The organism is Acinetobacter amyesii (assembly GCF_002018365.1).
GTDB classification, from domain to species: Bacteria; Pseudomonadota; Gammaproteobacteria; order Pseudomonadales; family Moraxellaceae; genus Acinetobacter; species Acinetobacter amyesii.
This window is the reverse complement of record NZ_MVKX01000001.1, coordinates 1-18,787: the sequence shown is the minus strand read 5'-3', so window position 1 is coordinate 18,787 and position 18,787 is coordinate 1. Positions and strand designations below refer to the sequence as shown.

Genomic DNA, 18,787 nt, shown 5'->3' with positions numbered 1-18,787 from the left:
AAGTCCTTGTAGGATTGGTCGAAGTCTAAGCGATAATTTCGTATTTTACCTTGACCTTAAATAGCTTAGACGCTCAAAATATTGGCAATTCTTCACAAAGGCAGTTCTTCGCGACTGAGTAATACAGATGAGCCAACAAGACGACATCGAATACCAATTAGAGACTTTAGCGATTCGTACAGGTCATACTCGTACTTTTGAGGGTGAACATAGCGAGCCAATTTTCCTGACTTCATCATTTGTTTGTGAAAGTGCAGCAGATGCCGCAGCAAAATTTTCAGGTCAAATTGAAGGCAATACCTATTCACGTTATACCAATCCAACTGTACAAGCGTTCGAAAAACGTTTAGCTGTCTTGGATGGCGCTGAAGCCGCAGTTGCGACTAGTTCAGGTATGGCGGGTGTACACGCGATCACTTTGGCATATTTGAAAGCTGGCGATCATGTGGTGTGTTCACGTGCTGTCTTTGGTTCGATCATTTCTCTATTTGAAAAATATGTCATCAAATTTGGCGTTGACGTTACTTTTGTTGATTTGGAAGATTTAAATGCTTGGAAACAAGCGATTCGTCCAACGACACGCCTTTTGTTTATTGAAACACCGTCAAACCCATTAGCTCAAGTGGGTGATTTACAAGCCATTGCCGATATTGCACATGCGCATGGGGCATTGTTTGCAGTCGATAATACTTTCTGTACACCGGTGTTACAGCAACCGATTAAATTTGGTGCAGACCTCGTGATCTATTCATCAACAAAATATATTGATGGTCAAGGTCGTGCGCTCGGTGGTGCTGTTGTAGGTACTGCAAAATTGATGGAAGAGATCACAGGTGTTATTCGTACACTGGGTAACTCGATGAGCCCATTCAATGCATGGATCTTCCTGAAAGGTCTAGAAACTTTAAGCTTACGTATGAAAGCACACTGTGCAAGTGCTCAAACTTTAGCTGAATGGTTAGATGCGCACCCGAAAGTTGAGAAAGTGTACTACGCTGGACTTCCAAATCATGAAGGTCATGAGTTGGCGAAAAAGCAACAAAAAGGCTTTGGTGGTGTTGTATCGTTTGTTGCGAAAGGCGAACGTGAAGGCGCTTGGACAGTGATTGATAATACTAAGTTCCTTTCTATTACAAGTAATTTGGGTGATGTAAAATCAACAATTACCCATCCTGCAACGACTTCTCATGGCAGAATGTCAGCAGAAGCGAAAAAAGCAGCAGGGATTAGCGAAGGTTTAATTCGTGTATCTGTTGGTTTAGAAGATATTAATGATATTATTCGCGATCTTTCACGCGGTTTAGATCTTATCTAAAGTGAATTCATCAGTTTTGTTCGGAGATTTTTATGAACATTAATATGCTCATGCAGCAAGCTCAACGCATGCAAAAAGAAGTTGAGAGCAACATTAAAAAAGCCAAGGAAGAGCTTGCACAAGTTGAAGTTCACGCTGAAGCAGGTGGCGGTCTGGTTAAAGTTACTATGACCGCACGTCATGTAGTGAAACGTATCGAAATCAATCCTGAACTACTTCAAGATGATGCAGATATGATTGAAGACTTAATTGCAGCGGCAATGAATGATGCTTCACGTCAAGCTGAAGTAATTTCAGAAGAAAAACTGAAATCTGCAAACTCTGGTATGGGTCTTCCACCAGGCCTTTCGGGTTTATTCTAAGGAATACGTTGAATGTTTAGTGATCGTTTTGATCAACTTGTACAGGCATTGCGTATTTTGCCAAGCGTTGGGCCAAAGTCGGCTCAACGTATGGCACTGCACTTAATCATGAAAAATAGGGAAGGCGCTGTTGGTTTGGCACATGCCTTGACTGAAGCAACCAACTATATTCATGAATGTTCCATTTGCCATTCATTGACTGAAGATGAAGTATGCAACATTTGCGTCTCTTCAGAGCGTGATGATCAACTGCTTTGTGTGGTTGAATCTCCTGCAGATGTCATGGCAATCGAGCAAAGTGGCAGTTTTAGAGGGAAATATCATGTATTGGGTGGACATTTGTCGCCACTCGATGGTATTGGCCCCGACGAAATTGGTATTCCATATTTAATTCAACGATTAAGTGATGGTAAAGTGCAAGAAGTGATCTTGGCGACCAATGCAACGGTTGAAGGTCAAGCGACAGCACATTATTTGGTTGAAGCGACCAAGCATTTACCAATACAAATGACCCGTATTGCACAGGGTGTACCACAGGGTGGTGAGCTTGAATATGTGGATAGTCATACCTTAAGTCAGGCCGTGCATAACCGAATGCGAATGAAGTAACTATAGAGCGAAACTCGTTTCGCTTTGTATAATTTTCACCTAATTATTTATACTTAATAACGATTAAAGTTTTTGTTTATAATGAATAAAAAAGCCAAATAAAGGAAATAAGTCACTAAAATAACGTTTTTTCTTATAGATAAATAATATATATCAGTTAATATAAGCTCATAGAGCATCTAAAATTAGACTCAGCAACTTATGTATCAATTTATTCAAAATCAGCCAGATTTAAATTCCGTTTTAAATCTTATGGACCAAAGCTCGATTTACGGACTCGACACCGAGTTTATAAAAGTAGATACCCTGTGGCCCAAACTTGGACTTTTCCAAATTAATGTACAAAATCAGGTGTATTTACTTGATGGTACAACCCTCGATTTAAGCCAATTTTGGCAAAAATTATTTGCGGCTCAGCAAAACATTTTTCATGCTTGTAGTGAAGATATCGACCTGATTTATCACTATGCACAGCATAAGTCTTTGGAAAATGTATTTGATACACAAGTTGGGATGTCATTTTTAGGGCATGGCTTACAAGTCAGCTATCAAAACGCCTTAAAAACTATGCTCGATGTCGATATTGATAAAGATCAGACTCGTTCAGATTGGTTGGCTCGCCCACTCAGTGCCGAGCAAATGAATTATGCAGCGAATGATGTACATTATTTAATGAATTTAAGCCAAACGATTCAAAACGAGTTGGCTGCGAAAAGTTTATTAAATTGTGTGCTTGAGGACTGCAAAAATTTAACTTATGAAATTGGCACTGAAACGCCGATCCATTTGTTGTATCACGATGTTGGTAATTATCGACATTCACGTCGACAGCTCATGCAAATTCAGCAATTGGCCGTTTGGCGTGAGCAAATGGTGAAAGCCTTAAATCAGCCACGTAGTTTTATTCTTAAAAACTCAACCATCATTGATATGGTAGAAAAAAATCCAAAAAATAATTTTCAATTGAGTGCGGTGAAAGACATTCGTCCGAACATTGTGCGTGAGCATGGCAAAATTATTTTAGATTTGTTGAAGTTTTTACCTGAACAAGCTGAATGGCCGCTGCGTATGGCACGTCCAATTCGTCATTCTTCTCAGGATATTGGTTCACGCGTCGATACCGTTATTCAACGTGCAGTGCAAGAAACCTCTGTGCCTAAAGAAGTTTTAATGCGCAAAAAATGGTTAAATGCCTTGTATCAGCATGTGGTTTTTCATAATGATGAACAAGATTTACCGAGCTATCTATTGGGTTGGCGCTATGATTTGCTGACGAAGCCTTTAATTGAAGTGCTGCATGCCGATGAAAGCTATCTTTCTGGTCAAATGAAAGTGTTGGAATAAGTTCTGATTGATTAAAGAACTATCACTTATACAAATTCACGACTGATGCGTTAATAAACACTAATGTATCAGTCTTTTTTTTGATGTATCCTTTGCCTTGCGTTTAATGAGTATTGATTCAATTATGTACTGTTCTATCTACAAATCGAGCAAAAAAGATGAAATGTATCTTTATATTGCTCGTCCTGAAGTTAATGAAAACGAAACTGAAGCGACAGATCCGCTTGCAGTAATGCCTGATGCTTTACGTACAGCATTTGGTCGTGCCACATTTGTCATGGATCTAGAACTCAGTGAATCACGCAAACTTGCACGTGTGAACGTATTGCATGTATTAGATTCAATTGAAACAAAAGGGTTCTTTATTCAAATGCCTCCAGAAGGTTTAATTGACCCAAATGCAGTTGAGCCAGAAGGCTTGCGCGGCGCTTAAGTTAATTCAGGAGTTGTGAAAATGAATGGTGTAGTATCGGTATTGGACTCAATTCCTGAAAGCAGTATTGCAATTACGGTTTACCTAGGTGGGGCTGTAATTGCTTTGTTGTGTTGGTATGGGCTGATGAAGCGCTTACCCAAAACGATCGGTGCCATTAGTTGGCTTATCGTATTTGCTATTTTATTAACACCAACCGTTTCTGAAGGTTCAAATGCAGCAATCGCACCTGCGATTTTTGGTTTGATTTTTGGTGTATTAACAAAAGATCAGCCATTGGTTTGGTTGAATCTATCGCTGATTCTCTTTGTGGTGGGTATTGGTTTAGTCCTTGGATATTTTTGGACAAAATACAATGCAGCGAAACCACAGCACGTTGTAAACAAGAAAATTTCACCGCTTTAAATAAAAAAATAAGGTTATGTCATGTCTGTTGAAACTCAACAATTTACTGGTACAGATCAATATATTGCGACCGATAGCTTAAAACTTGCAGTAAAAGCTGCACGTTCATTGCAAAAGCCACTTTTGGTTAAAGGTGAGCCGGGGACAGGTAAAACACTTTTAGCCGAACAAGTGGCTGAAAGCTTAGGGCTTAAGCTCATTACGTGGCATATCAAATCAACGACCAAGGCTCAGCAAGGTTTGTACGAGTACGACGCCGTATCTCGTCTGCGTGATAGTCAGTTGGGTGATGACCGTGTTTATGACATCAAAAACTATATTAAGCCGGGTAAACTTTGGGAAGCGTTCACCAGTGAAGAACGTTGTGTACTTTTAATCGATGAAATTGATAAAGCAGATATCGAATTCCCTAATGATTTGCTACATGAACTCGATAAAATGTCATTCTTTGTGTATGAGACGGGTGAGACGATTACGGCAACACAACGTCCAATCGTGATTATTACTTCAAATAATGAAAAAGAACTTCCAGATGCCTTTTTGCGTCGTTGTTTCTTCCATTATATTGAATTCCCTGATGAAGCAACCATGCGTGAAATCATCGATGTGCATTTTGAAAATATTTCAAATACCTTGGTTTCAGAAGCACTGCAAATCTTCTTTAAACTACGTCAAGTTCCGGGTTTAAAGAAGCCACCTTCAACCTCTGAGTTGATTGATTGGTTGAGTTTGCTGATGGCGGATGATATGCCAGAAGATATTTTACGCAATACGGATAAATCGAAATCAATTCCTCCTCTTTATGGCGCCTTGATTAAGAATGAACAAGATGTGCAATTACTTGAGCGTCTAGCATTTATGTCACGTCGTTAATTGATATCAATTCTTTAAAAGATTTAAAAGCCGGTTATCCGGCTTTTATTTTGAGCATTAAAAAATATAAAGGTGAATTATGCAGACAAGCGCATACGTATCACGTGTTGTACATTTAGCTGTACCTAGGAGATTTAAGCCAACTGTGCTTTTGTTGGCTGCGAGCTTGTATTTATCTAGTTTTAGCTATGCGATGGATGATGCTCAGTTTGAACAGCAGCATCAACAGCTACTCCAAGATGCGTATTGGGCGCAAGTTGCAGAACATCAACTTAAAGAAAAGCTCATTGTTCAATCAGATCATCTTGCAGCTCAAACGGCCATTCAGCAAAAGGCCTGTGCTGCAACTGTACTCGAGCTGAAATACTATGATTTTGTGATCTTGAATCTAAGGGACTTTAACCGCTATAAAAACAATCAAGGTTTTCATAAAATCGTAACCATTGAAAAGTTGCAGCAAGATCGCCTCAAAGTTCAGCACAAATATGAAACTTTTAAACAATCGCTTAACAATAGAAATGCGACTTGCGAATAAATCATGCTGTATGTGTTCCTTTGGGTAGGTAGGGCAACGTATATGAACACACAGTAAAAGCTTTTGGCTTTACTTGTAGGGATCAATTTTTCATAATGGTGGATGTAAAGGCAAGACTCAGTTGCAGATGAAATAACAAGATCACATGCATTCACACTGGATTTGACCTCCTGATATTTAATTTTTATTGGATTTTATTCGCCTATGTTTGTGCGATTGTTTTATACCCTTCGAAAATACGGTGTTCCAGTTTCAACTCGTGAATTGATTGACTTGAACCAAGCAGTGGCAGCAGGGCTAGTCTTTGCAGATCAAAATGAATTTTATCAGCTTGCAAAAACCGTCATGGTCAAAGATGAACGTTACTTTGATAAGTTCGACCGTGCAATGAAGGACTATTTTGACGGTATTGCCACCTTTGATTTGGATGAGCTATTAAATCAGGTGCATAAACTGCCAAAGGATTGGTTTGATCTTGAACTCATCGAAAAGCATCTAACACCAGAACAACGAGAAGAATTAAAAAAAGCCGGATCATTAGAAGAACTGATGAAAATGCTCGAAGAGCGTTTGCGCGAACAACATAAAAAGCATCAGGGTGGTAATCGGATGATCGGTACGGGTGGTACTTCGCCCTTTGGTGCCTATGGAGACCATCCGGAAGGTGTGCGTATCGGTGGGCCTGGTCGTAAACGATCTGCGGTGAAAGTTTGGGAACAACGACAATACCGAAACCTAGATGATGAGCAGATTCTCGGCAGTCGTCAGATGCAGATGGCTTTGCGTCGATTACGTAAATTTGCCCGTCAAGGTGCAGCAGAAGAGCTAGATATCGACGGAACCATTCGTGAAACGGCCAAACAAGGTATTTTGGATGTGCAGTTGGTTCCAGAACGACGTAACCGCATTAAAGTATTGATGCTGTTTGATGTTGGGGGCTCGATGGATTCACATATTGCCCAATGTGAGAAGCTCTTTACTGCTGCAAAAACGGAATTTAAAACCTTAGAGTATTTCTATTTCCATAACTGTTTATATGATTATGTATGGAAAGACAATATTCGCCGTTCCAGCACGCGTATGAATACATGGGATCTATTCAACACCTATGGTCGAGATTACCGCGTCATCGTTGTTGGTGATGCGAGTATGGCGCCGTATGAGTTGAACTCGGCAGGTGGTTCTGTGGAGTATATGAATGATGAAGCGGGTCAGGTGTGGTTACAGCGCTTACGCAATCATTTTGATAAAACAGCATGGTTAAACCCAGAAGAAGAAAGTTATTGGCATTACACCCAAACCATTGCTGCGATTAAACAAATCTTTGAAGATCATATGTTCCCGATGACCCTCAAAGGTGTGGAAGATATGACGAAATATTTAGCGCGCTAAAGCGTTAAAAACGATACTTTTTCTTATCAATGATGTTTATATTACTTACTCCAATTTTGCATTGTTTCTTATTTTCAAAATTGGATAGTATTTAAAAGTCTTTGTTTTGCATACAACATGAAGGAAATATGATGGATCATCAAATTAATGGTATCGCATTACCTAATGAAGAAGGTTTCTTCGGTGAATACGGTGGGCAGTTCATTCCACCAGATTTAAAACAGGCAATGGATGACATTAATGTTGCTTATGAGCAAATTCGTCATACGGAAGAATTTCAAAATGAATTGAAAGAGTTGTTTGCTCACTATGTTGGACGTCCAAGCCCATTGTTTTATGCGAAGCGCTTGTCTGACAAATTAGGTGGGGCACAAATCTATCTCAAGCGTGAAGACCTTAATCATACCGGTGCGCATAAAATTAACCACTGCCTTGGCGAAGCTTTGTTAGCAAAATACATGGGTAAAACCAAAGTGATTGCTGAAACTGGCGCGGGTCAGCATGGTGTAGCATTGGCAACGGCTTGTGCCTTGGTAGGTATTCCATGTGAAATTCACATGGGGCAAGTGGACATTGAAAAAGAACATCCCAACGTGGTGAAAATGAAGATTTTAGGTGCCAACCTGATCTCTGTTACACGTGGTACAGCTACACTCAAAGATGCAGTAGATAGCGCTTTTGAAGAATATTTAAAAGATCCAACCAATTTTATTTATGCGATTGGTTCAGTGGTTGGCCCACATCCATTCCCGAAAATGGTCCGTGACTTCCAGTCAATTATTGGTGATGAAATTAAAGTTCAAGCCAATGATCGATTTGGTGCAAATCCTGACTATGTAGTTGCATGTGTGGGTGGTGGTTCAAATGCCGTTGGTGCATTTACAGCATTCCTTAATGACTCCGATGTCAAACTCGTAGGCGTAGAGCCTGCAGGCCATGGTTTAGATACCAATATGCACTCTGCTACGTTGACATTGGGTAAACCAAGTCAAATTCATGGTATGGCATGTTATGTCCTTGAAGATGAACAGGGTGAGCCATTACCAGTGCATTCAATTGCATCAGGTTTGGATTATCCAGGAGTGGGGCCACAACATAGTTTGTTAAAAGACCTAGGCCGTGTTGAATATACAACAGCGACAGACCAAGAATGTTTAGATGCCTTCATGACGCTTTCACGTGTGGAAGGTATTGTTCCTGCACTAGAAAGTTCACATGCGGTTGCTTGGGCAATTCGTGAAGCGCCAAATCTTGCCAAAGATGTGAAGATTGTCGTTAACGTTTCAGGCCGTGGCGATAAAGACTCAGACTATGTGGCTGAAAAATTAGGTTTAAATTAATTACTGCCATTAAAAAAGACTAAGTTGCTCATCATCTGTTGATGGTGCAAAAATCTTTTGCAGTTGTATAGCCCGATCTATATTCGAAGTATCCCAGTTTTTAACTGGGATATTTTTTTTGACATAATTTTTATAAAAAGTGTGGTTAACGCTTGATGTAATTGGAATTAACTCAGGATGTAGTGCATAAATAATTGCCTTTGCATCTAAAATTTCAGCGATAGTAGAAGCAATCTCCAAATTAATCGTACGTCGGTGGTATTGCAGCAGTTCATCGTCTTTCATCGAAAACATTAAGCGTTCTAATTCTAAAATGATGGCATCTAGTTGGTCTAATTTATCTAAAGCGAGTTTCAACATAAGAAAGGAAATTGAGAAAAGTAATTAAGTTGTAATGTGTATGTCATTACAAAATGTGAGTTATATAAAATTATTGATATTTAGAATTCCCCCCTTAAAGCTTGTTAAGGGGGATTTTTAAGTTTAGCCAGAAATATATTGCTGTAGCTGTTCAATGAGTTTGCGTTGATCATCCATTGCTGCTTTTACAAGGTCACCGATGGAGATTAAGCCTGTTAATTTCTGTTCCTCAACGACAGGTAAATGACGTAAATGGCGATCTGTCATGAGTTTTAAACATTCTTCGACAGTCGCTGCACTTGTTACAGTGATGACACTACCCGTCATAATTTCACTGACGGAGGTATCGAAAGAGGTTCTTTCCATGAGTGCAATTTTACGTGTGTAATCACGCTCAGACAAAATCCCAACGACTGTGCCTTCATGGGTCACGACGAGGGCACCAATGCCTTTTTGTGCCATCAGGGAAATGGCTTCGAGTACAGTCGCATCTGGGGTGATGGTGTAGATTTCTTGATAAGCTTTGTCTTTAAGTACTTGGGCAACTGTAGTCATATTTTCATTCCTTTATAGTAGTTTTTGTTTAATTTAAATTAGCGCGAAATTTGAAAAAAGCAAATACTTTTCAGTGCATGCTGTGGTCAAGCATGCACTGAGGGTTTTATGCCATTTGAATCTTATCTTGGTTAAAAAAGAATAAACGCATTTGCGAGGTTGTGAGCTTGAGACGGATATGGCTAGAGCTATGCAACGCAGGGATGACTTTAAGGCGTGTTAATGTCGGTAATAGCGATGCCTCAAAATCTTCTGGTGTAATGCGTCGTGGAGTGTAGTTGGGCCAATGCTTTTTGGCATATTTATGCGCTTGAATGCCATTTAGCCAAAACGGGAAGATAATATGATCTTGATCGCTGGTCATTGCCCAACCTTGTTGGTGGTAGAGACCCCAAAGGACTCCACAGTACATCATGGTTTTTAAAATACTAATTTTGAAAAATAAATCTTTTGGAATAGGTTTATATTGCTTTAATTTAGACATCATATGCAGCGTGTTGTTGATGTTGCTCCTATTGTAGGAAATTCTTATGTAAAAGCTGTGTAAGCTTTGAACTGGATTGTAAGAATTTATGTAGTTAAAAGTTGAAGGGTGTAAAAAACGCCACCTTAGTGACGTTTTGTTATGCTTGCAAGGTGGCCATGTTCTGCCAATATTGCGCTTTGAGTGAGTCACGTTCTACGCGGAAGCCTTGATAATAAAGTTCAGCCAAAAATAACGCTGCTTTACCATGTCCAGCACGAGCTGCATCTTCCAATTCGTGAACTGCATCGCTGAAGTTCATTTGAGATTGAATTGTGTTTACCGCATTTGCGTATACATGTTCGAGTTCATGTTGAGAGAATTGTTGAATCATATTTAACTCCTTATTCTAATTATGATCATTAAGGGCCCATTCTTTAGCCCTATTAACTAATATAACTAAGTATTATTAAACTAATATTACAATTATCTTAAATTGTCAACTATTCACGTAAATATTTCTAATTTGCTATAGTTTACATGATTAAACAATGAACAATTGTTTTCATGAGTAAAATACTAACATAAGAAGTTGTAGATAATAAGGAGAAGTAAAATGACAAAAGTTTTAGACGGTTTAACTTTAGATTATCCTCCGACATTAGCGCAAATTGTGGAATTGGCACATCTACATCGTCGCAATCTTGATGACGCAATTTTTCATCAGGAGATTCATTTAGGGGATTTTGGTTTAGCACAGCGCAAACGTGTATATGATTTCACACGGGATTTAGATAAGGGACAGCGCTTAGAATTTTACAATGCATATAATGGCGAATTACTCAAAATCGCCGATGATGATGATTTACATCCTGCGCATGCAGAGGGTGGAATGAGTATTTTTGCAGTATTTATCGTTTTGGCGATTATTGCATTGATTCTTTATTTTGCGGTGATACGTACCATTATTCATTAAATTGTTTAGCTAACTCACAGACTGAAACAGTGGACTGATGCAGTTTTAAGCGCTGTGACTTGAACTTCTTGAACGTCAGCCATACACTACTTTGAACCTGAGGTAGTGTATGACTATTGATTTAGAAAAAATTATTCAATTCAAATCTAAAATACAGCTAGAGCAAATTTATAATATCTTTGTTTCAGTCATGATCGTGGTGATTTTGGTATTGGCTATAATTGCCTTATATCGTCCTATTTCTGTACAGCAATACCAAAACGTGTCACGACTTGCGTTGCAGCAAAGTTATCCTGAAACACAGGAAATGGCGATGCTACTGAGACAGCAAGATCGCATTCGTGTGGGTGCTTATCTTAAATTGATGCATGCTTATCAGATGGAGTCTGTGCGGGCACATCAACTTCCGGCCTTGGCAGAGGAACAGCCTTAGTCGCAGGGATAATCTTGGTTGGAGTTGCTTGTACATTATCCTCCAATATCTGCTGCACTTCATTTTTATCTAAGTTTTTACTGACCACAATCACCGTCATATTTTCAGGGTGCATGTAGGTACGAACCGCATTTTGTACATCAGCTACAGTTATTTTTTCCAATAACTTCGGGTATTGGGTCAAATAATCTGGGTCTTGTTGATAAAAGCCCAATAGACCAAGCTGTACATTGATCGTTGCATTACTGCTGTAATTATTCGGAAAAGCACGCAGCATACCGGCTTTGGTTTCTTCCATTTGTTTTTGATCAATAGGCATTTTGACAAAATCATTAAAAGCCTTATGTGCCACTCGAATACTATCTATAAGCTGATCTTGACGTGTTCCATAGCTAAAACTAAAGATACCGGGCGCTTGGCTAAAGCTAAATGCACTATAGGCACCATAAGTATAGCCACGTTTGACCCGAAGCTCTTGCATGAGGACCGAATTAAAACCACCACCGCCAAACATTCGATTAGCTACTTCTAAGGCTAATCGATCTTTGTTATCGCGTGTGGTGCCTAAATGTCCAAATATGACGTTGGCTTGGGTGGAATTATAGGGAAGATGGATGATATCAAAGCCTTGCTTTTCTTCTGGTTGTGCAAGCGCCTTAGCTTTTTCACCTTGGTTTAAGTTTCCAGAAATACGTTCTGCAAGGTTTTGTGCTTCTTTTTTGCTGAGTTTGCCTGTAATGGCAATATTTAAATTTTGAGCAACTAAAAATTGATTACGAAACTTCTTTAAAATGTCAGGGGTGATTTTTTTGATACTGCCATTGGTTCCCGTAATCGGTTCTGCATAAGGATGTGTGCCGTATACAGCCCGATAGAAACGAATATTCATTAAGCGACTTGGGCTTTCTTGGAGTTGTTTCTGACCAGCTTGGTTATTACTGAGAGCTAAGTTTAGACTAGAGGTTTTAAAAGTCGCATTTTTAATCACGTCCATCATCATACTTAAAGCAGGTTCTAATTTTTTAGGGTCTGACAATACGCGTAGCCGAACGACAAACATATCTCGATGTGCTTGTACGCTAAATTGAGCACCTGTTTGGTCAAAAACTGAAGCAATTTGCGTTGCATTGTATTTTTCTGTGCCTTCATCGATTAAACGTGCAGCCATGTTGGCAACACCATACAAGCCTTTTTCGACTTCTTCATCACGAGCAGAACCTGCATTAAAGGTCAGTTGAATATCCACCATGGGTAGATCTTGTGACTCAACAAACAGGCTATTCACACCATTTCGGTTTTTCAGCACTTGAACAAGTGGAGCACGGTAGTCTTTATCAATCTGTAAATTCTTTAAACTTTGCAGCATGGGGATAGATTGTAATTGGCTCGGATTATCGTTGAGGTCAGGAACATTTTCCGTATATGTTTCTGCATGGAGGATTGAGCCAAACGCAGTGAGTAAGCTTAGGGATAAAATTTTCGTAATAGTCATCACTAATCCTTACAAGACGCTATCTGTGTTTTGGGTTGAGCTGGTCTGTTGCTCTGGAATAACAACTTCCGTTTGAGCGGATTTTACTGTTTGATCTGCTTTATTTGAGGTTGTTGGAACCTCCGTCTGTTCTGGAAGTAGATACATGGTGCTTAAATTTTCTCGGACAAAATACGCATTGGCGACACGTTGAATATCCTGTGCGCTGACGTTTTCATATAATTTTGGTAATTCGTCCATTAGCCTGAAACTGAGCCCATTGACTTCTAAGTTACCAATAGTCTTGGCTTGGCTGCTGATGTCATCTTGGTTATAGACTAAATTGGAGACAAAACGTGTGGTGATACGTTCAACTTCAGGTGTTTTAACTAATTCTGTTTTTAAAGTGTCGATTTCATCTTGTATCGCCTTTTGAGCTTGTTCCATTTTGACGCCATCAGCAGGGAGTGCTGAAATGGTAAACAAGCTGTCTCCACGATTGTATGGATCATAAGAAACACTTACAGCGGTGAGTAATTTTCTATCGCGTACCAGTTTGTCTTGTAGGCGCGATGAAATACCACTATCTAAAATGTTGCGAATAATATTGAGAGCATATGCATCTTGTGGGTTTTTTGCAGTAGCCAGTGAGCGTACATTCCACGCCATATACAAATTAGGCACTTGTACGGGTAAATTTAGTTCCATATGACGATAGCCCACATGTTCGAATTCCATCACATCGTTACGATCAGGTGTTTTGCGTGATGGAATATCACCAAAGTATTTTTGAATTTGACGAATGGCTGCTTCGGCATCGACATCACCGACAATCACCAAAATGGCGTTATTCGGGGTATACCAATCTTTATACCATTGTTTTAAATCTGCCAATTTGATGTTTTGCAGATTTTTCATATGCCCAATGACGGGTTGGCGATAATGACTGGTTGGATAAGAGATCCATTTGAAACGTTCATAAGCCAAAGAACGTGGGTTGTCATCTGTGCGCTGTCGGCGTTCTTCCATAACCACTTTAATTTCAGGGTCGAAATCTTGTTGTTGTAATCGTAAATTACTCATACGATCCGCTTCGAGCTCCAACGCCATAGGAAAATAGGCTTTAGGATACAACTGATAATAATTGGTGTAATTGGTAAAGGTTGCAGCGTTGATGCTGCCGCCATAGATACGGCTGAGACGTGTAAATTCATCATTAGGAACTTTAGTGGTTCCTTTAAACATCATATGTTCGAGTGCGTGGGAGATCCCTAATAGATTGCCCGACTCATCACTACTGCCAACGCGATACCAAATATGAGTCATTACCATTGGTGCACGGTGGTCTTCACGGATAATGACCTTTAAACCATTTTTAAGCGTGGTTTCAAAGGTGCTACGCGTTAATTGGGTACGTGTGTCTGCATGTAGATTGGGTGCAGACCAAAGGCAACTGCTGATGACACAGATAGGAAGCGCAGAGCGAAATAAAGTTTTAAAAAGAAAAGGAGAAAATCTGTTTTTATGGGACACAAAGGAATCCATTAAAATGCATTTTATAGCTATCTAGTTTTCCTAAAGTTAATTTTGATTGCAAGTTCAACATGTTGTTTTTTAGTGAGCTTCGCTCTGACGGGCGTGTATCGACTCAATTTAAGATAACTTATGATAGAATCGGTTTTTTTAACGCAGTGCTTTTCAAGGATTCGGCATGCAACAGCAATCTCATGGGCAGAATAAATTTTTGATTGATGCTGATATCGGTGATGACGATGTCACGCTACCGAGTTTACCTGCGGTAAATGTGCCGATTATCGAGACACCGAAAGTACAGCAAGAAGTTGCTGCACCATTACAAGAAACAGAGTCAGAAACTGAAGACTCGAAGGCGAAAGGCGGCTTCTTTAGTCGAATGAAAGAAGGTCTAGCAAAGTCACGTAAGAACTTGGCAGACGGCATGGTGAATATCCTGATCGGTGGGAAGGAAATTGACGATGAACTTTTAGAAGAAGTTGAAGAGCAACTTTTGGTTGCTGATATTGGTGTCGATGCAACCAAAACGATTATTGCGAACTTAACTGAACGTACTGAACGTGGCGATTTAATTTACTCACACTCTTTGTATAAAGCGCTTCAAGAAGAACTTGTCGCATTACTTGCACCACGTGTTAAACCGCTACATATCGACAGCAATAAAAATCCATATGTGATTTTGGTTGTTGGTGTAAATGGTGTGGGTAAAACCACCACGATTGGTAAATTAGCGAAACGCTTACAAGGTGAAGGTAAAAAAGTAATGTTGGCTGCTGGTGATACATTCCGTGCAGCAGCGACAGAACAATTACAAATTTGGGGCGAACGCAATAATATTGCCGTTGTAGCTCAAGGTCATGGTGCAGATTCTGCATCAGTTATTTTTGATGCATTTGAAAGTGCTCGTGCAAAAGGCGTAGATGTACTGATTGCAGACACCGCAGGTCGTTTACATAACAAAGGACACCTCATGCAAGAGTTGTCTAAAGTAAAACGTGTAATGCAAAAAATTGACGCTACAGCTCCGCATGAAGTGATGTTAGTGGTAGATGCAGGCACAGGTCAAAATGCCATTAACCAAGTTGAAATGTTTGACGAGGCAGTAGGGCTTACAGGTCTAACCATTACTAAACTGGATGGTACTGCGAAAGGTGGTGTGTTATTCAATATTGCAAGCCGTACCCATGTACCAATTCGTTTTATTGGGGTAGGTGAGAAAATTGATGACTTGCGTCCATTCTCAGCAAAATCATTTGTCGCAGCATTATTTGAAACTGATAAATAAAATGCGTTAAATGTCACATAAACTCCGCAAAATGCGGAGTTTTTTGTTTTTGAGCTTACTGATTGATTTAAAAAGCAACATGTGAATAAATCATAGTCAAAATTTAGCCTGATATACCCTTAGAATAAATAAGGAATTGTTGTTTATATATAAAAATTGCTTTGGGGTGTTTAGGGTGGCGTTACTCGATAAAATTGGTCATGTATTGACTGCGGATATCACTAAAGAATTTAAATTAAAAAAGAAAAATATTGACCAAGAAGTAGAAGCGTCCTTTGTCGACCAACTAAAGAAACGTCGTAGTATCTACGAACTTGGAAAGAAGGTACATTACAGTCAGGCTTATTTGGCGGAACTGATTCAAGAATCCGTAAGAAGTTGTCCATCTGCATATAATTCGCAAAGCACACGTATTGTGGTTTTATTTGGCGAATCTCATCAAAAATTTTGGGACATTGTAAAAGACGTACAACGCAAGAATGTTGCGAGTTATATTTTTGAGGGCGTGGCGCTCAAAATAGATCAGTGTGCGGCTGGCCTGGGAACTGTGCTTTTCTATGAAGATCAAGCTGTGATTCAACAATTACAAAAGAAAGTGCCATTAAGTGCAGAAGATTTTCCAGTGTGGTCGGAGCAAACGTCTGGCATGGCGCAATTCGCAGTATGGACTTCGATCGCAGATGCAGGTTTAGGCGCATGTTTACAACACTATAATCCACACATTGATTATGCTGTTGCCGAACACTTTGGTATTTCAAAACAATGGCTGCTTCGAGCGCAGTTGGTCTTTGGTTCAATTGAAGGTCAAACGCCTGAACGTTTAGAATCAGAAGATCAAGATCAGTTTAGAATTTATGAGTAATTTCTATGTTCTGTAAGTTGCTTTGATTTCTGCTGTCCTAAAGACAGTGAAACCAAAATTTGGAAAGTAAGTGAGTTGTAGGTATTTAGATGCTTGCAACTGATTGTTCTAGAAATAAGACACAATGTTGTAAATATAGTCATGCAACTGTTAAAAACATCACCTATTATAAATCTCAACTTAGTCAGCTAATTGAAAATAAAAAGAGGTCTTGTAATGTCATTCTTGAATCAAATCGAACAACGTCGCACAATTTATTCTATTGGTAATAACGTAAGTTTGTCGCAAGATGAAATTGAGCAAACCATTAAAGATGCTGTACGTTTAAGTCCATCATCATTTAACTCTCAAACATCTCGTGTCGTTATTCTGTTTGGTGATGCACATCAAAAATTCTGGAATATCGTACGTGAAACTTTACGTAAAATTGTACCTGCAGATGCATTTGAAGGAACCAATGGCAAGATTAATAGTTTTGCAGCAGGTTTTGGTACAGCATTATTTTATGAAGATCAGGCTGTAGTAAAAGCTCTCCAAGAACAATTTGCACTTTATGCAGATAATTTCCCAGTATGGTCTGAACACTCAACGGCGATTGCGCAATTTGCCACTTGGACGGCTTTGGCTGAAAAAAATATCGGGGCGTCATTGCAACATTACAATCCAATTGTTGATGCTGAAACAGCTGCGGCATTTGATGTGCCAGATCAATGGAAACTACGTGCACAACTTGTTTTCGGTTCGATTGAAGCGCCTGCAGGTGAAAAAACCTTTATTGCAGATGAAGAACGATTCAAAACATTTAAGTAATAATGATGGTGTGATAAATGAAAAAGGATGCATTAAGCATCCTTTTTTTATATGCAAAATTTTTGAATGAATATCTAAATAATGTCTTGAAACTAAATATACAGTGATTGTGAGATGTCATAAGATTGTCACATATGCATTGCATAGTGCATTCGAAACTAAATAATTGATAAAGAGTGATAATGATGACTTTAAGATTAACTGTTGCTGCTGCAGCGCTGATGTTAAGTAGTGCAGGATTTGCAGCTGTAACTTTGACTGTTCCGGAAGAAATCAAAATAGTTGCAGTTAATGATCAAGAAGTTACTGGTGGTTTATTTCGATCTACCGAGAAATATAAGCTAGACGCAGGTGAAAACCTATTAACGGTACGTTATAGCGAATTTTTTCAACATGCTGATAATTCCCACGATATATTAAAGTCAGGTGTTGCTGCTATTCGTACTCCAGCACTGATTGATGGGCAAGAGTATCGTTTGGGTCTAGTCAATGCACCAAAAGATTTTGATGCTGCGCAAAAATATAAAGACCAACCGATATTTGGTTTGTATGACAAATCTAATCAATTACTTGTGCAGCAAGCTGGGGCAAAGAAAGAACAAAAAACGATTTTCTCCAATGGTGTTTTGGGTAATGCCGTAGATTTTACGAAGAAAGAAGTTGTGCCAGAAAATCAACCGGCACCTATTTATGCACAATCCGTAGCAGTAAAGCCAACGAACGTAGTATCTCCTGTAGCTGCTCCAAAAAATGTGACTATTAATGAAAATGGGGCAGATCAACAATTAATTCAGCTTTGGCAGAAGGCTAGTAAAGCTGAACGACAAAAATTCATGAGTTGGTTGGCTGAGCAAGCAAACTAAAGTCACTTTCGTAACTTCATTAGTTTTCTTAAAATTCGTATTATTCGAAAAGTCCGTTGAATTACGGGCTTTTTAGATTGAAGAATATAAAAATCACCAACAATTATAAAATTCGTCTTTCATAAAGCAAAATATGTGGATATATTGATCTTTAAATAAGCAATAAATTGCATTTAGTTTAAAAAATATACACTCAAGCGCAATATGATAGAAATTTCTATGATAGGGGCTTGTGTTTGTTTTGAAACTCTATACAATACGCTGCATACCAACGCAGACAGCGATAAACGTAAGGTTTTGAGTTGTTTGATGTTGTTTTCTTATTTGCTGACGAAGCATTGAGAAGATCATTAAGAGATTATGAAGAACAACTTGTGTGGATTTTTACTGATTGATCGATCGAAATTATTTTCATTGATTAATGGTAGAAATTACTCGAAGTTTATTTGAGCAAATTTTTGTCAGTAATTGATGAGCCAAGATTGGTACACTATATGTACTATTGATTTTAAACTGAAGAGTTTGATCATGGCTCAGATTGAACGCTGGCGGCAGGCTTAACACATGC

At 39.1% G+C, this 18,787-nt stretch carries 21 protein-coding genes and 1 pseudogene; 16 read left to right on the top strand and 6 right to left on the bottom strand.

Annotated elements, in window-relative coordinates; genetic code table 11:
• Nucleotides 1-127: 127 nt before the first annotated feature.
• From B1202_RS00115 to trpB, 10 genes are all read left to right on the top strand, one after another.
• A complete protein-coding gene (locus B1202_RS00115) occupies nucleotides 128-1,315 on the top strand; it encodes an O-succinylhomoserine sulfhydrylase (protein ID WP_078188507.1) in 1,188 nt (395 codons plus the stop codon).
• Between the two features lie 32 nt (nucleotides 1,316-1,347).
• A complete protein-coding gene (locus B1202_RS00110; RefSeq protein ID WP_078188506.1) occupies nucleotides 1,348-1,677 on the top strand; it encodes a YbaB/EbfC family nucleoid-associated protein in 330 nt (109 codons plus the stop codon).
• Nucleotides 1,678-1,689: 12 nt separating this feature from the next.
• Entirely contained in the window at nucleotides 1,690-2,286 is a 597-nt protein-coding gene (recR, locus tag B1202_RS00105) for a recombination mediator RecR (protein WP_078188505.1), read from the top strand.
• 201 nt (nucleotides 2,287-2,487) lie between these two features.
• Nucleotides 2,488-3,630, top strand: coding sequence for a ribonuclease D (locus tag B1202_RS00100; RefSeq protein WP_078188504.1), 1,143 nt, complete (start codon nucleotides 2,488-2,490; stop codon nucleotides 3,628-3,630).
• 124 nt (nucleotides 3,631-3,754) lie between these two features.
• Nucleotides 3,755-4,063: a YcgL domain-containing protein gene (locus B1202_RS00095; protein ID WP_078188503.1), complete on the top strand. Its 309-nt coding sequence runs from the start codon at nucleotides 3,755-3,757 to the stop codon at nucleotides 4,061-4,063.
• Between the two features lie 21 nt (nucleotides 4,064-4,084).
• Nucleotides 4,085-4,468, top strand: coding sequence for a hypothetical protein (locus tag B1202_RS00090; RefSeq protein WP_078188502.1), 384 nt, complete (start codon nucleotides 4,085-4,087; stop codon nucleotides 4,466-4,468).
• A 21-nt stretch (nucleotides 4,469-4,489) separates the two neighbouring features.
• Entirely contained in the window at nucleotides 4,490-5,341 is an 852-nt protein-coding gene (locus tag B1202_RS00085) for an AAA family ATPase (protein WP_078188501.1), read from the top strand.
• Nucleotides 5,342-5,420: 79 nt separating this feature from the next.
• Nucleotides 5,421-5,876 (top strand): hypothetical protein, encoded by a 456-nt coding sequence (locus B1202_RS00080; RefSeq protein WP_143221545.1) that lies wholly within the window; start codon nucleotides 5,421-5,423, stop codon nucleotides 5,874-5,876.
• A 204-nt stretch (nucleotides 5,877-6,080) separates the two neighbouring features.
• The gene (locus B1202_RS00075; protein ID WP_078188499.1) at nucleotides 6,081-7,268 is read left to right on the top strand and encodes a vWA domain-containing protein; all 1,188 of its coding nucleotides are present in this window, start codon (nucleotides 6,081-6,083) and stop codon (nucleotides 7,266-7,268) included.
• Nucleotides 7,269-7,399: 131 nt separating this feature from the next.
• Nucleotides 7,400-8,608 (top strand): tryptophan synthase subunit beta, encoded by a 1,209-nt coding sequence (trpB, locus tag B1202_RS00070; RefSeq protein ID WP_078188498.1) that lies wholly within the window; start codon nucleotides 7,400-7,402, stop codon nucleotides 8,606-8,608.
• Nucleotides 8,609-8,617: 9 nt separating this feature from the next.
• Here trpB and B1202_RS00065 read toward each other — a convergent pair whose 3' ends face one another.
• The 4 genes from B1202_RS00065 to B1202_RS00050 all read right to left on the bottom strand — a co-directional run bounded on the left by B1202_RS00065 (nucleotide 8,618) and on the right by B1202_RS00050 (nucleotide 10,380).
• Entirely contained in the window at nucleotides 8,618-8,968 is a 351-nt protein-coding gene (locus B1202_RS00065; RefSeq protein ID WP_078188497.1) for a hypothetical protein, read from the bottom strand.
• A gap of 123 nt (nucleotides 8,969-9,091) precedes the next feature.
• Nucleotides 9,092-9,523: a CBS domain-containing protein gene (locus B1202_RS00060; RefSeq protein ID WP_078188496.1), complete on the bottom strand. Its 432-nt coding sequence runs from the start codon at nucleotides 9,521-9,523 to the stop codon at nucleotides 9,092-9,094.
• Between the two features lie 106 nt (nucleotides 9,524-9,629).
• Entirely contained in the window at nucleotides 9,630-10,007 is a 378-nt protein-coding gene (locus tag B1202_RS00055; RefSeq protein ID WP_078188495.1) for a DUF2750 domain-containing protein, read from the bottom strand.
• Between the two features lie 139 nt (nucleotides 10,008-10,146).
• Nucleotides 10,147-10,380 (bottom strand): hypothetical protein, encoded by a 234-nt coding sequence (locus B1202_RS00050; RefSeq protein WP_078188494.1) that lies wholly within the window; start codon nucleotides 10,378-10,380, stop codon nucleotides 10,147-10,149.
• A 222-nt stretch (nucleotides 10,381-10,602) separates the two neighbouring features.
• Here B1202_RS00050 and B1202_RS00045 point away from each other — a divergent pair, with 222 nt between their 5' ends.
• Both B1202_RS00045 and B1202_RS00040 read left to right on the top strand, forming a co-directional pair.
• Nucleotides 10,603-10,962, top strand: a complete 360-nt coding sequence (locus B1202_RS00045; RefSeq protein ID WP_078188493.1) for a hypothetical protein — start codon at nucleotides 10,603-10,605, stop codon at nucleotides 10,960-10,962.
• A gap of 109 nt (nucleotides 10,963-11,071) precedes the next feature.
• The gene (locus tag B1202_RS00040) at nucleotides 11,072-11,395 is read left to right on the top strand and encodes a hypothetical protein (RefSeq protein ID WP_078188492.1); all 324 of its coding nucleotides are present in this window, start codon (nucleotides 11,072-11,074) and stop codon (nucleotides 11,393-11,395) included.
• On the opposite strand, the gene B1202_RS00035 is transcribed toward B1202_RS00040, so the two are convergent.
• Complete coding sequence (locus B1202_RS00035) at nucleotides 11,319-12,887, bottom strand: insulinase family protein (protein ID WP_078188491.1); 1,569 nt, start codon at nucleotides 12,885-12,887, stop codon at nucleotides 11,319-11,321. The two genes, B1202_RS00040 and B1202_RS00035, sit on opposite strands and share 77 nt — an antisense overlap.
• A 126-nt stretch (nucleotides 12,888-13,013) precedes the next feature.
• Nucleotides 13,014-14,327: pseudogene (locus B1202_RS00030) on the bottom strand (M16 family metallopeptidase); the annotation flags it as partial.
• A 250-nt stretch (nucleotides 14,328-14,577) separates the two neighbouring features.
• Here B1202_RS00030 and ftsY point away from each other — a divergent pair.
• From ftsY to B1202_RS00010, 4 genes are all read left to right on the top strand, one after another.
• Entirely contained in the window at nucleotides 14,578-15,684 is a 1,107-nt protein-coding gene (gene ftsY / locus B1202_RS00025; protein WP_078188489.1) for a signal recognition particle-docking protein FtsY, read from the top strand.
• Nucleotides 15,685-15,859: 175 nt separating this feature from the next.
• The gene (locus tag B1202_RS00020; RefSeq protein ID WP_078188488.1) at nucleotides 15,860-16,546 is read left to right on the top strand and encodes a nitroreductase family protein; all 687 of its coding nucleotides are present in this window, start codon (nucleotides 15,860-15,862) and stop codon (nucleotides 16,544-16,546) included.
• 216 nt (nucleotides 16,547-16,762) lie between these two features.
• Nucleotides 16,763-17,356 (top strand): nitroreductase family protein, encoded by a 594-nt coding sequence (locus B1202_RS00015; protein WP_078188487.1) that lies wholly within the window; start codon nucleotides 16,763-16,765, stop codon nucleotides 17,354-17,356.
• 185 nt (nucleotides 17,357-17,541) lie between these two features.
• Nucleotides 17,542-18,219, top strand: a complete 678-nt coding sequence (locus B1202_RS00010; RefSeq protein ID WP_078189185.1) for a DUF2057 domain-containing protein — start codon at nucleotides 17,542-17,544, stop codon at nucleotides 18,217-18,219.
• The last annotated feature ends 568 nt before the right edge of the window (nucleotides 18,220-18,787 follow it).